The following is a 13,197-nucleotide window of genomic DNA, read 5'->3' on the forward strand; positions in this document are numbered from 1 at the left end:
CTTTAATTATTATTCTAGTAACTTAAATGAATCTCATCGTGGAAACTATAATAAATAGTTTTTATGGTCTTAAGAAATATGTTCCATCTTCCATAACGTCATATATTCCAACTGTACCAGTTCCACCCTGTGCTTTAATTGATTTTGATGTTACTTGAATTTCATACATATGGTTTGCTGTTGAAAGCATCGTATATGCAAAATCACTGTTATTCCCTAATCCATTTTGTAAAGTTGCAATTGCTTGGCTTGGACTAGTTACGACGTTCCCCATGCCATTAGTCTCATCTTTTTGTGATCTAGGTGTTTGACTTTCTTGTGTCGATGTAGCATTGCTTCCGCTATTGTTAGTTGTTACACTAGTATCATTGGATTTGTCAGTTGTAGCTGCCTTAGCATCATCATTCTTATTAGTTGTTTCAGCATTCGTATTATTTTCATTAGACTTATCGGATTCTGAATCATTCTTTTTATCTGATTTGGGGCTGGTCTTTTTATCAGGCTTATGTTGTTCTGTTTTAATGTTATTTTTAGTCTTTCCTGTAGAATTATTTTCATTTCCACAAGCTGCCAAACTAGTTGCTGTTATTAAAGCAAATACAGATAATAATAATTTTTTCATAATTAATCTCCTTATAATTTACTAATAATTACACACTATTTACCTACTTAATTATAAACTTTTATCAATTATCTATATAAATTAAATACAAAACAACGATAAAACAATTCCATCGTTGTTTTATCGTTTTTATACTACATAGATACTTTTTATAAACCCCTATTAACGTTTAAAATGGCTTCCTGGTTTCATTTTATACCAAGTAAAGACACCTATAGCTGCTATTAATAACACTATTCCACTAACAATCCATCCTAATGAACTATTTTTATTAGATTTTTCAGCTTTTTTACTATCATCAGATTGATTTGTTTTAGCTTGTTTTTTGGGTTTATTACTTTTTTTAGAATCAGTTTTTTCAGGTTTTGAATTATTATGATTTGATTTACTATCTTTACTATCATTGTTAACTTTATTTGAATCATTTTTGGAAGCATCATTACTGCCATCAGCATTAGAATTTGCAGACTTTGAGGTAGCATTTTTATTAACTTTACTTGCAGTACTATTAGAACCTATATTCTTTGAATTAGTATTAGTGTTTTTATTTGTATTATTAGTGACACTACTATTCGCATTTTTAGTAGCTGTATTATTTGCAGAACTGTTAACTTCTTTATTAGAAGATGAGGTAGATCCTGTATTTTTATATACAATTACCATTTGCAAAACGTTCGTCACGTTATCACCACCACCAAAAACCATCTGTGGTCCATAGTTATCATTTTCACCATTTTCAATTTTTGAATATGTATATCCCGGAATATTTGGGATAGCGGCAGTATATGTACTTCCGGACTTTCCCATAACTGTCGTTGCGGGACGAAGGGTATTCCCATTTTGATCAACATAATTAACGACTATTTCACCTTGACTAGTCGTTGCTGATGATTGTGTTGTTTCTGCCTGGATACCGTTTAAATTTGGCATGACGTATGTAAAGCCCAAGAAAATGGTTGCGCTAAGCAACGTTAAAAAAGCTATTCTTTTAAATTTCATTATTTCAAGTCCTATCATTTTAGAATCATTCTGTTATCAACGATTATTTTAATACAAGCATCTAATTTTTTCCAAAATAAAAAACAATTTTGACCTGAACCCTTAAAATTGGAGAATGGTTATGCAATTTTCTGGGCGGAATAGAGCCGGTATTGAACCGGTGACATTCCGCCCAGTTTTTCTTTAATACGATAATTATTATATATATGGACGTATTTATTAACAGCTGACTTTAGTTTTGAGTAACTATCATAACTAAAGTTATGAATTGTTCCAACTTTTAATTGATTGAAAAAACTTTCAATACAAGCATTATCCAAACATGTAGCCTTACGGCTCATGCTTTGAAATACTTTATTATCTTTCAAAATATTTACGAATTTTGCATTTTGATATTGAAATCCTTGATCAGAATGAACTGTCATACGATATTTTAATTTTGGACGAGCTAAAACTAATTCTGCTAAAGGTTTTACAACAAACTCTACAGTTGGATGCAAACTTAGACTCCAGGTTATAATTTCGTTATTATACAAATCCATATATGCTGTAAAATAAGCTCGTTCATTCATGGTCTTATTACCCCAACGTATTTCAGTAACGTCAGTAACTATTTTCTGTAAAGGTCTGTCAGTTTTGAATCGTCTATTAATTCTATTGGGAGATACTTTTCCACGTTTTCCTTTGTATGAATTATATTTTCTAGTTTTTCTTTCATAAGCAGTACACAATAGTCCTTCTGAATTCATTATTCGGAGGACTTTTTTGTGATTTATTTTAAATCCTAAATTATTTAATTCTAAAGTAATCCTTCTATATCCATAATCAATAAATTCAGACCTAATTCTTTTGATTTCTGCAATGACCCTTTGGTCATTACTAGAATAGTCACGTTTTAATGAATCATGATAACTACTACTAGATATTTCTGCTATATCTAATAACATGTGTAACGGGTAATTAAAGTCACGCCTTAACTCAGTAATTATTTGTGTTTTTTCTCTGTTTGGCATTTCTTTTGACTTTGAGTTAAGGCTTTTATTTTTCCCATGTATTGAATTTTAGCTTTTAAGTAGGTGTTTTCTTGTTCAAGTCTGTTTAATTTTTCCTCTAGTGATTCTTTATTATTATTCATTTTGATTAGTCTTCCTTTAAAAGGTTTTAGACGTCCAATTGATAATAACTTTTCCCACTGAAATATTGTCACAGGATTCCTAATTTTAAAGTAACGTGAAGTATTAGGATATGATTCATTATTTTCAAGACGCCAATTTATAACCTTAATTTTAAATGAATAAGAGTATCGTGTCTTGGTTGAATTATTAATTAATCCACTTTCACCAAATATTTCTAAACGTTTTATCCATTCGTACAGCGTAGCTGTACCCTTAATACCATATTTTCGCATTATAGTATTTGTTGGAACGCCATTATTGTAATCTTTAATAGCAGCTAATTTGATTTCTGATGTAAACAAAAAGAACCTCCTAAATTGGGTTCTCCAATTTAAGGGGTTCAGTTCATTTCAATAATATCCACCAATCCTTCTTTTACAATTAATTTAAAATAAGTGTTAAACTTGCCTTATAAAATTTAAATAAGTGAGGTTATTATTATGGAAAATGATTCTAAAGCACTATTAAATAATACAGTTCAAGTTTACTGGGTAAAAAACAATGGAAAATCGATCTATATGAAGCCATATATTTTTCAATTACCCGAAGAATATCGTGATGTAGTTCAAGTAGGAACCATTGTCCACCCTGAGATCGAATTACGAAAAGATTTCTTCCCAGAAGATGTAGCAGTTGTAACTAAAACATATCATACTGAAGAACCAGACAAAAAATACAAACCAATTAAATACATTTCTGACATTAAATTGGGTAATTATTTAGACTGGCAAGAAGAAGTAAATAATATCACTCCCCAAGAACATCAAGATACATTAAAAGCATTCGAAAACATTTTAAATAGTTCTAAATAAATAAAAATTTAAATTAAGAAGTTGCATCACTTTATTATCTATCATTGTTTTGAGATAATAAATTTAATCTAATTAAGGAGATGTATATTATGAAGTTTTCAGGTTTACTAGAAACTGGTGATGGACGCATGATTAACATCGATAACGTTAATTCAATCACTCCACATACCTCAGAAGGTCGTATTATTTCATACCGTGTTACTTTTACAAATAACACTACTGAAGAAATTGATAACGATGCTTTTGCAGCATTAAAAGAATTTGCTTTAAACAATAAATAATCATAAAAAAAGATCCAGTAACGAATTAACGTTACTGGATCTTTTTTTATTTAGGTTGCGTGACGATGCCCTATCCTCGCAGGGGGCGATCCCCCAACTACTTTTGGCGTACTGAAGCTTAACTTCTGTGTTCGGCATGGGAACAGGTGTATCCTTCAGGCTATTACCATCACACTATTTTTTTAAGAACTTTGCTCTCTCAAAACTAGACAATATTATTTTCTTCCGATTACCATTCTATTATTTATTTTTCTTGGTTAAGTCCTCGACCGATTAGTATTAGTCCGCTTCACACATCACTGTGCTTCCACTTCTAACCTATCTACCTGATCATCTTTCAGGGGTCTTACTTCCATATAGGAATGGGAAATCTCATCTTGAGGCGAGTTTCACACTTAGATGCTTTCAGCGTTTATCTCATCCATACATAGCTACTCAGCAATGCGCCTGGCGGCGCAACTGATACACCAGCGGTATGTCCATCCCGGTCCTCTCGTACTAGGGACAGCTCCTCTCAAATTTCCTGCGCCCGCGACGGATAGGGACCGAACTGTCTCACGACGTTCTGAACCCAGCTCGCGTACCGCTTTAATGGGCGAACAGCCCAACCCTTGGAACCAACTACAGCTCCAGGATGCGATGAGCCGACATCGAGGTGCCAAACCTCCCCGTCGATGTGAACTCTTGGGGGAGATAAGCCTGTTATCCCCAGGGTAGCTTTTATCCGTTGAGCGATGGCCCTTCCATATGGTACCACCGGATCACTAAGTCCGACTTTCGTCCCTGCTCGACCTGTATGTCTCGCAGTCAAGCTTGCTTTTGCCTTTACACTTTAGGAATGATTTCCAACCATTCTAAGCAAACCTTTGAGCGCCTCCGTTACTATTTAGGAGGCGACCGCCCCAGTCAAACTGCCAACCAGACACTGTCTCCGCGCACGATCAGTGCGCAGGGTTAGAGTGTTCACATAACAAGGGTAGTATCCCACTAACGCCTCCACCGAGACTAGCGTCCCGGCTTCTATGGCTCCTACCTATCCTGTACAAGTTATGTAAACACCCAATATCAAGCTACAGTAAAGCTCCATGGGGTCTTTCCGTCCTGTCGCGGGTAACCTGCTTCTTCACAGGTATCTTAATTTCACCGAGTCTATTGTTGAGACAGTACTCAAATCGTTACGCCTTTCGTGCGGGTCGGAACTTACCCGACAAGGAATTTCGCTACCTTAGGACCGTTATAGTTACGGCCGCCGTTTACTGGGGCTTCATTTCAGTGCTTCGCCAAAGCTAACACTTCCACTTAACCTTCCAGCACCGGGCAGGCGTCAGCCCATATACTTCATCTTACGATTTTGCATAAACCTGTGTTTTTGATAAACAGTCGTTTGAGTCTTTTCACTGCGGCTGACCTTGCGGTCAGCACCCCTTCTTCCGAAGTTACGGGGTCATTTTGCCGAGTTCCTTAACAATAGTTCTCTCGCTCACCTGAGGATACTCTCCTCGACTACCTGTGTCGGTTTGCGGTACGGGTAATTAATTACTAACTAGAAGCTTTTCTCGGCAGTGTGACATCAGATACTTCTCTACTTAAATTTCGATCCTCATCATTGCTTGTCAACTCGCTTGAAAGCATTTGACTCTCAAACTGACTTACAATTTAAACGCACATATCCAACCGTGCGCATATCTTAGCCTACTGCGTCCCTCCGTTGTTCAAACATAATTAACTAGTACAGGAATCTCAACCTGTTATCCATCGCCTACGCTTCTCAGCCTCGGCTTAGGTCCCGACTAACCCTGGGTGGACGAGCCTTCCCCAGGAAACCTTAGTCATACGGTGGATCAGATTCTCACTGATCTTTCGCTACTCATACCGGCATTCTCACTTCTAAGCGCTCCAGTAGTCCTTACGGTCTACCTTCATTGCCCTTAGAACGCTCTCCTATCACGCAACCTAAGTTGCGTCCGTAGTTTTGGTAATATGCTTAGCCCCGGTAAATTTTCGGCGCAGAATCACTCGACTAGTGAGCTATTACGCACTCTTTAAATGGTGGCTGCTTCTGAGCCAACATCCTAGTTGTCTAGGCAACTCCACTTCCTTTTCCACTTAGCATATATTTAGGGACCTTAACTGACGGTCTGGGCTGTTCCCCTTTCGACGATGGATCTTATCACTCATCGTCTGACTCCTGGACATAAATCAATGGTATTCGGAGTTTATCTGAACTCAGTAATCCTAGATGGACCCCTTGCTCAAACAGTTGCTCTACCTCCATGATTCTAAATCCAAGGCTAGCCCTAAAGCTATTTCGGAGAGAACCAGCTATCTCCAAGTTCGTTTGGAATTTCACCGCTACCCACACCTCATCCCAGCACTTTTCAACGTACACGGGTTCGGACCTCCGGTGCGTATTACCGCACTTTCATCCTGGACATGGGTAGATCACCTGGTTTCGGGTCTACGGCAACATACTAAGACGCCCTATTAAGACTTGCTTTCGCTACGGCTCCGCTTTTTCGGCTTAACCTTGCATGCAACTGTAACTCGCCGGTTCATTCTACAAAAGGCACGCCATCATCCATTAACGGACTCTGACTGCTTGTAGGCACATGGTTGCAGGAACTATTTCACTCCCCTTCCGGGGTGCTTTTCACCTTTCCCTCACGGTACTGGTTCACTATCGGTCACTAGGAAGTATTTAGCCTTGGGAGATGGTCCTCCCGGATTCCGACGACGTTTCACGTGTGTCGCCGTACTCAGGATCCTGAACTGAGGGTATTTGATTTCATTTACGAGGCTATCACTCTCTTTGGCTTAGTTTCCCAACTAATTCAATTATCAAATACTTTTGTAACTCAAATGTTCAGTCCTACAACCCCGAACCACAAGGGTTCGGTTTGGGCTGTTCCCCGTTCGCTCGCCGCTACTTAGGGAATCGAAATTTCTTTATATTCCTGAGGGTACTTAGATGTTTCAGTTCCCCTCGTCTACCTTTGCATAGCTATGTATTCACTATGCAATGACCAGTCATTACACTGGCCGAGTTTCCTCATTCGGAAATCTCCGGATCAAAGCTTACGTACAGCTCCCCGAAGCTTATCGCAGTTAGTTGCGTCCTTCATCGGCTCCTAGTACCAAGGCATTCACCATGCGCCCTTATTAACTTAACCTATAATCCTAAGGATTATAAATTATATTGAGTTTTAGCGATTAAAACTAATTAAAAACTCAAAAATAACACAATGGTTATTTCTCGGTTCAATTATATAAAAATATAATTATTACAGAAAATAATATTATCTAGTTTTCAAAGAACAAAGTTCTGAGAGTAAAATCTCTCAAAACTGAATAAGATTTAGATCATGTAAGGTTCCGAATTATTCCTTAGAAAGGAGGTGATCCAGCCGCAGGTTCTCCTACGGCTACCTTGTTACGACTTCACCCTAATCATCTGTCCCACCTTAGGCGGCGGACTCCTAAAAGGTTATCCAACCGACTTTGGGTGTTACAAACTCTCATGGTGTGACGGGCGGTGTGTACAAGACCCGGGAACGTATTCACCGTGGCATGCTGATCCACGATTACTAGCGATTCCAACTTCATGCAGGCGAGTTGCAGCCTGCAATCCGAACTGAGAACGACTTTAAGAGATTAGCTTGACCTCGCGGTTTCGCAACTCGTTGTATCGTCCATTGTAGCACGTGTGTAGCCCAGGACATAAGGGGCATGATGATTTGACGTCGTCCCCACCTTCCTCCGGTTTATCACCGGCAGTCTCTCTAGAGTGCCCAACTTAATGCTGGCAACTAAAGACAAGGGTTGCGCTCGTTGCGGGACTTAACCCAACATCTCACGACACGAGCTGACGACAACCATGCACCACCTGTCATTCTGTCCACGAAAGGAACGTCTAATCTCTTAGATTGGCAGAAGATGTCAAGTCCTGGTAAGGTTCTTCGCGTAGCATCGAATTAAACCACATGCTCCACCGCTTGTGCGGGTCCCCGTCAATTCCTTTGAGTTTCAACCTTGCGGTCGTACTCCCCAGGCGGAATGCTTAATGCGTTAGCTGCGGCACTGAGAGGCGGAAACCTCCCAACACCTAGCATTCATCGTTTACGGCATGGACTACCAGGGTATCTAATCCTGTTTGCTACCCATGCTTTCGAGCCTCAGCGTCAGTTACAGACCAGATAGCCGCCTTCGCCACTGGTGTTCCTTCATATATCTACGCATTTCACCGCTACACATGAAGTTCCACTATCCTTTTCTGCACTCAAGTTTATCAGTTTCCGATGCACTTCTCCGGTTAAGCCGAAGGCTTTCACATCAGACTTAATAAACCGCCTGCGCTCCCTTTACGCCCAATAAATCCGGACAACGTTTGCCACCTACGTATTACCGCGGCTGCTGGCACGTAGTTAGCCGTGACTTTCTGGTTAGATACCGTCACGCTGTGAGCAGTTACTCTCACAGCCGTTCTTCTCTAACAACAGAGTTTTACGAGCCGAAACCCTTCTTCACTCACGCGGCGTTGCTCCATCAGACTTTCGTCCATTGTGGAAGATTCCCTACTGCTGCCTCCCGTAGGAGTATGGGCCGTGTCTCAGTCCCATTGTGGCAGATTACCCTCTCAGGTCTGCTACGTATCATCGCCTTGGTGAGCTATTATCTCACCAACTAGCTAATACGCCGCGGGTCCATCCAGAAGCACTAGCACAAAGGCCAGCTTTCAAACAAGAACCATGCGGTTCTTGTTGTTATACGGTATTAGCATCTGTTTCCAGGTGTTATCCCCTTCTTCTGGGCAGGTTACCCACGTGTTACTCACCAGTTCGCCACTCAGTCGGATCTAAAATCGAATCGATGCAAGCATCTCATTTCAATTAGGCGACTTCGTTCGACTTGCATGTATTAGGCACGCCGCCAACGTTCGTCCTGAGCCAGGATCAAACTCTCATTTTATAATGAGAACTTTACTAGCTCAAATTAATTTATATTTATTAGCAAATTGACATTGCAATTGTTTAACTCTTGAACTAAGTTCAAAAGTTATCCTTACACTTTATTATTGTAATCAAAATCTTATTCAGTTTTCAAAGATCATACTGACAAGTACCTCAACTGGTACTTTATTAATATAACATATTGGTCAAGAAAGGTCAAACAATTTGATCAATGATTTTTAAACTCAATTAAAATCATCAAATCAGGTCATTCCCTTTTCAACAACATTAACTATATACCCCTCAAACCCGCATGTCAACAGTTTGGTCAAAAAAAGTCAAACTTTTTTATTTTTGTAATTATAAATCACTTTGTAAAACTAAATTCTTCATTATAAGCATCTCTTATTGGTCAAACTAAAAAAACATCTCCGAATTAATTATCGAAGATGTTTTTACTATTATAAATTAGCTTTCCGCATTTTGAAACTTTTTGTTTTCAATCAAAACAAAAATCATTGAGACAATAATCAATCCACCAGCCAAGGCAAACAAGATTGAATAGTTTAACCATTCAGCCAGAATTCCACCAAATAATGGTCCAACTGCCCGTCCAAATGACATGAAAATGTTAAACATTCCTTGATACTTGCCTTTTTCATTATCATTAGCTAAATCATCAATCCAAGCTGGAATTGATGGAAGACCATTCATTTCCCCAAAGGTAAGAATAATCATGATAATTATAAACATGATGTATTGCTTAGCCCAAATTAACATGAAGAATGTTAGCCCAAAGATTAAGACCCCAAAGGCAATTTGACGGACCATATTAAAACGACGTCCCAATTTATTGATAATCGGTTGCACAAACACAATCAAAAGTCCGTTAATTGGCCAAATATAACTATATTGTTCAAACGAAATGTGCAAGCTTTCCATATGGACTGGCATCACGCTTTCCCAGAGGGTATAGCTCATGTAGATACAGAAGACCATAATACAGATTCTGAGAATTAAGTTAGAAGCAAATGGGTTCTTTTTCTTTTCAGCATGTTGCTTATGATTGGCAAGGTGTTTTTCGGCATGAGAAAAATCCACCTTAAATTCAAAAATGGTCATCAGTAACAGAATCACATAGAAAACAGTTGCTACTGAGAAGACGACTGGCACTCCAAATTTCATTAAATAACCAACTGCGGTCGTTCCGACTACTACCCCAACGTTAATTCCAATGTAAACCGAATTAAACACATACCGGGTACTTTTAGAATGAACTTTGGCGGCATAGGAATTCAGAATTGTTAAACTAGCCCCTTCACCTAATCCATAAATGAATAACATAATCGCAAAAGTTGGCCAACCGTGGAAAAAGATTAGTAACACAATTGGAATCATTGCGGTTGTAATACTAATCAATGCCGTTTTATAGGGTGACCAGCGATCAAATAAGAGTCCCCCAAGATAATTTCCGAGGACCATAAAACACGACATGATGAATAACACTGCTCCTGCCATTGTAAGTGATTCGTGCAAAGTATTATGCATATAAACCGTCGTCAATGGCCACATCAATGCGGCTCCTGAATTCAGCAATAATGAGTAAATCAACACTGAACTGAGACGAATTTCACTTTTTTCTTTAATTTTCATGGGTTCATCTCCTTCGAATTTAGTACGTTACTCTTATTTTCGCACAAATAGCACTTTTTAAACAGTTCCAAGGGTTAGTAATGGTGTTAAATTTTTCTTAGTTCTACTATAATAATAGGTATGGCAATTAAATGAATTTTAGTTGGAAGGAAGAAAAAAATGATACATATCGTAACCGACTCTACTGCACAAGTTACTCCCGAAGAAATCAAAAAATATAACATTACAATTGTTCCCCTTCAAGTTACTTTTGAAGGTAAAACTTATGAAGACAACGTCAATCTTACCCGTCAAGAATTCTCAAAAATGCTTGATGATAATGAAGCTGAATTTCCTAAGACTAGTCAACCAGCATTAGGTCAATTCGTAACTACCTTTGAATCCATCATGAAAGAGGATCCAGAAGGTACCATCATCTGTCTTGATTTAGCCCCCGTGCTTAGCGGAACTGTGGAAACTGCTGCATCCGCTGCACAACAAATCGACGGTGATATCCGTGTCATTGATAGTGAAACAACTGACCGTGGCTTAGGTTTGGAAGTTATTCGTGCCGCTGAACTTGCTCAAGCTGGGAAAATCCCTGAAGAAGTCATCGCTGGTGTGGACGCTTACCGAAATAAAATTAGAACTTTTGTTATGATTAAAAGCTTTGACTACCTTGTTAAAGGTGGTCGGGCTAGCCGCGCTGTTGGTTTCATCTCATCACTAATCAAATTAATGGTCGCTCTGGAAGTTAAAGATGGAAAACTCGAATTTTACGCTAAATGTCGTGGAAATAAGAAACTTCGTAAAGTTCGTGACAAATTAGTTGATGAAATTATCGCTAATCCTGAAGTATCTGAAGTTGGCCTTTCATACGTTGATTCAACTGAAGACGTTGATGAAATTAAAGCTCGGATCAACCAAGAACGTCCTGATATCAACGTGTTAGCTCGTTTAACTAGTCCAATTATTATGACTCACGTTGGTCCTGGTGGATATTCAATCATTTTCAATTAAACTATTCAAAAATCCTTAATTATTAAGTTAATTAAGGATTTTTTGTTGCTAAAAAGTTGACACGGTGTCACTTTTTGCTATGATATAACTATAAAGTGACACCGTGTCACTATCACTTATTGAAAAGAGAATGCTTATGCCAAGTAAAACCTTTATGAATTTAAATGATGACAAACGCAACCGGATTACCACCGTCTTACTATCAGTTTTTTCTCAAGATAGTCTTAACGAAGCAAAAGTTTCTACTATTGTAAAACAAGCTGGAATTTCGCGTGGGGCTTTTTATAAATATTTTTCGGATTTAAATGATGCTTACCAATACATTTTTCGAATTGCGATGCAAAACATTCATCGGCCCTTCAAATTTGATCGAACTTTAAATACTGAAACAATCATGACGGCCATTCAAGAATTTGTTAATCAACAACGGGATGGAAAATATCATGATTTCATCAAACTTTATTATCAAAAAAATCAATATCTCTTACCTACTCAATATGAGCCAGATGTTTCTAAATTATCACCAGAACAATGGTCAAGTAGTGTTTTAATTCACCAAACTATTAAGGACTGTTTGCTATATCCAGCAGCAGAAAACAAATATTTAGATTTACTAAAAAAGAGTTTAAATAAATTATTTAAGGAGGATAACTAATGTTTTTAGCATGGAATGAAATCAAACACGATAAGCTTCGTTATGGCTTAATCACCATGATGATTGTCTTAGTTGGATATTTGATTTTCATCTTAACTAGTTTAGCCATCGGATTAGCTAATCAAAATACTCAGGCCATTAATTCGTGGCAACCGAAAACGATCATTCTAAATAAGGATGCCAATATCAATATCGGACAATCTAAAATTACTACTGCTCAGCTTAGCCACATGAAAATTAATTCTCGTGATAGTTCCATCATTGGTAACACTCCTGTCGTTGTAACTGGACACCAAAAAGTTTCTGGACAATTCATTGGATTGAATCAGCAACAATATATTTATAAACATTTACAAATTACCAGTGGTCATAAAGCTACTAAATCCTATGAAGTTGTTGCCGATACCTCATTACAACAAAATGGTTATCACTTAGGTAGCCAAATCAAACTAAATTCTAGTAAACAAACTTATCGCATTGTTGGATTTACTAAAAATGCTAAATTAAACATCGCTCCTGTACTTTATGGAACCATGACTGATTGGCATCAAATTAGTAATTTAGGTAACGACTTTGCTGGAAACGCGATTATTAGCAAAACTAACTTGCCAGCTCATAATCAACAGCTTCATAGTTACTCTTTGCAGACCGTGGTGCAAAATTTACCTGGTTACTCCGCTCAAAATATGACTTTTTCATTTATGATCGGATTTTTAATGGTTATTTCCTTAATTGTCATTGCGGTTTTCCTCTATATTTTAACCATGCAAAAAATGCAAAATTATGCTGTTATTCGAGCCCAAGGAATTCCAGCCACTTTCTTAGTCAAAGCTACACTAATTCAATCCGTCATTTTAGTTGGTATGGGAATTATCGGCAGTTTATTCCTAACGTGGGCAACGTTTGCTGCTTTACCGGCTGCGGTTCCAATTGATTTTAATTTACCTATCATTGGGGCAACCATTATCGGATTACTATTTACCGGAATTATCGGTGCCATTATTCCATCATGGATGATTATGCGAATTGATCCAGCTGAAGCAATTGGAGGTTAA

The 13,197-nt window shown here is 38.0% G+C and carries 10 protein-coding genes and 3 rRNA genes; 5 read left to right on the forward strand and 8 right to left on the reverse strand.

Features of this window, described 5'->3' with window-relative positions; translation table 11 throughout:
- Positions 1–61: 61 nt before the first annotated feature.
- The 4 genes from ACQW5G_RS02935 to ACQW5G_RS02950 all read right to left on the reverse strand — a co-directional run bounded on the left by ACQW5G_RS02935 (position 62) and on the right by ACQW5G_RS02950 (position 3,098).
- Positions 62–622: an LptM family lipoprotein gene (locus tag ACQW5G_RS02935; RefSeq protein WP_429971585.1), complete on the reverse strand. Its 561-nt coding sequence runs from the start codon at positions 620–622 to the stop codon at positions 62–64.
- A 162-nt stretch (positions 623–784) separates the two neighbouring features.
- Positions 785–1,621 carry a MucBP domain-containing protein gene (locus tag ACQW5G_RS02940; protein WP_429971587.1) on the reverse strand — a complete coding sequence of 279 codons (837 nt, stop codon included), beginning with the start codon at positions 1,619–1,621 and terminating at the stop codon, positions 785–787.
- A 119-nt stretch (positions 1,622–1,740) separates the two neighbouring features.
- Positions 1,741–2,634 (reverse strand): IS3 family transposase, encoded by an 894-nt coding sequence (locus ACQW5G_RS02945; RefSeq protein WP_429970274.1) that lies wholly within the window; start codon positions 2,632–2,634, stop codon positions 1,741–1,743.
- The gene (locus ACQW5G_RS02950) at positions 2,607–3,098 is read right to left on the reverse strand and encodes a helix-turn-helix domain-containing protein (RefSeq protein ID WP_429970275.1); all 492 of its coding nucleotides are present in this window, start codon (positions 3,096–3,098) and stop codon (positions 2,607–2,609) included. The genes ACQW5G_RS02945 and ACQW5G_RS02950 overlap by 28 nt, the downstream gene beginning before the upstream one ends.
- Positions 3,099–3,236: 138 nt before the next feature.
- Here ACQW5G_RS02950 and ACQW5G_RS02955 point away from each other — a divergent pair, with 138 nt between their 5' ends.
- Together ACQW5G_RS02955 and ACQW5G_RS02960 are read left to right on the forward strand one after the other, a co-directional pair.
- A complete protein-coding gene (locus tag ACQW5G_RS02955) occupies positions 3,237–3,608 on the forward strand; it encodes a hypothetical protein (protein WP_429971588.1) in 372 nt (123 codons plus the stop codon).
- 89 nt (positions 3,609–3,697) lie between these two features.
- On the forward strand, positions 3,698–3,889 hold the full coding sequence (locus ACQW5G_RS02960; RefSeq protein ID WP_429971589.1) for a hypothetical protein: 192 nt from the start codon (positions 3,698–3,700) through the stop codon (positions 3,887–3,889).
- A gap of 57 nt (positions 3,890–3,946) precedes the next feature.
- Here ACQW5G_RS02960 and rrf read toward each other — a convergent pair.
- The 4 genes from rrf to ACQW5G_RS02980 form a co-directional block, all read right to left on the reverse strand.
- A 5S ribosomal RNA gene (rrf, locus tag ACQW5G_RS02965) occupies positions 3,947–4,063 on the reverse strand.
- 79 nt (positions 4,064–4,142) lie between these two features.
- A 23S ribosomal RNA gene (locus ACQW5G_RS02970) occupies positions 4,143–7,059 on the reverse strand.
- A 218-nt stretch (positions 7,060–7,277) separates the two neighbouring features.
- Positions 7,278–8,854 (reverse strand): 16S ribosomal RNA (locus ACQW5G_RS02975).
- The 16S, 23S and 5S rRNA genes sit together here, the layout of an rRNA operon.
- 449 nt (positions 8,855–9,303) lie before the next feature.
- Positions 9,304–10,488 carry an MDR family MFS transporter gene (locus tag ACQW5G_RS02980; protein ID WP_429971590.1) on the reverse strand — a complete coding sequence of 395 codons (1,185 nt, stop codon included), beginning with the start codon at positions 10,486–10,488 and terminating at the stop codon, positions 9,304–9,306.
- Positions 10,489–10,647: 159 nt separating this feature from the next.
- On the opposite strand from ACQW5G_RS02980, the gene ACQW5G_RS02985 reads away from it, so the two are divergent.
- From ACQW5G_RS02985 to ACQW5G_RS02995, 3 genes are all read left to right on the forward strand, one after another.
- Positions 10,648–11,487 (forward strand): DegV family protein, encoded by an 840-nt coding sequence (locus ACQW5G_RS02985; protein ID WP_429971591.1) that lies wholly within the window; start codon positions 10,648–10,650, stop codon positions 11,485–11,487.
- A gap of 136 nt (positions 11,488–11,623) precedes the next feature.
- The gene (locus ACQW5G_RS02990) at positions 11,624–12,142 is read left to right on the forward strand and encodes a TetR/AcrR family transcriptional regulator (RefSeq protein ID WP_429971592.1); all 519 of its coding nucleotides are present in this window, start codon (positions 11,624–11,626) and stop codon (positions 12,140–12,142) included.
- On the forward strand, positions 12,142–13,197 hold the full coding sequence (locus ACQW5G_RS02995; RefSeq protein WP_429971593.1) for an ABC transporter permease: 1,056 nt from the start codon (positions 12,142–12,144) through the stop codon (positions 13,195–13,197). The genes ACQW5G_RS02990 and ACQW5G_RS02995 overlap by 1 nt, the downstream gene beginning before the upstream one ends.

Origin of the sequence: Fructilactobacillus sp. Tb1 (assembly GCF_050500285.1) — a bacterium.
Lineage (GTDB): Bacteria > Bacillota > Bacilli > Lactobacillales > Lactobacillaceae > Fructilactobacillus.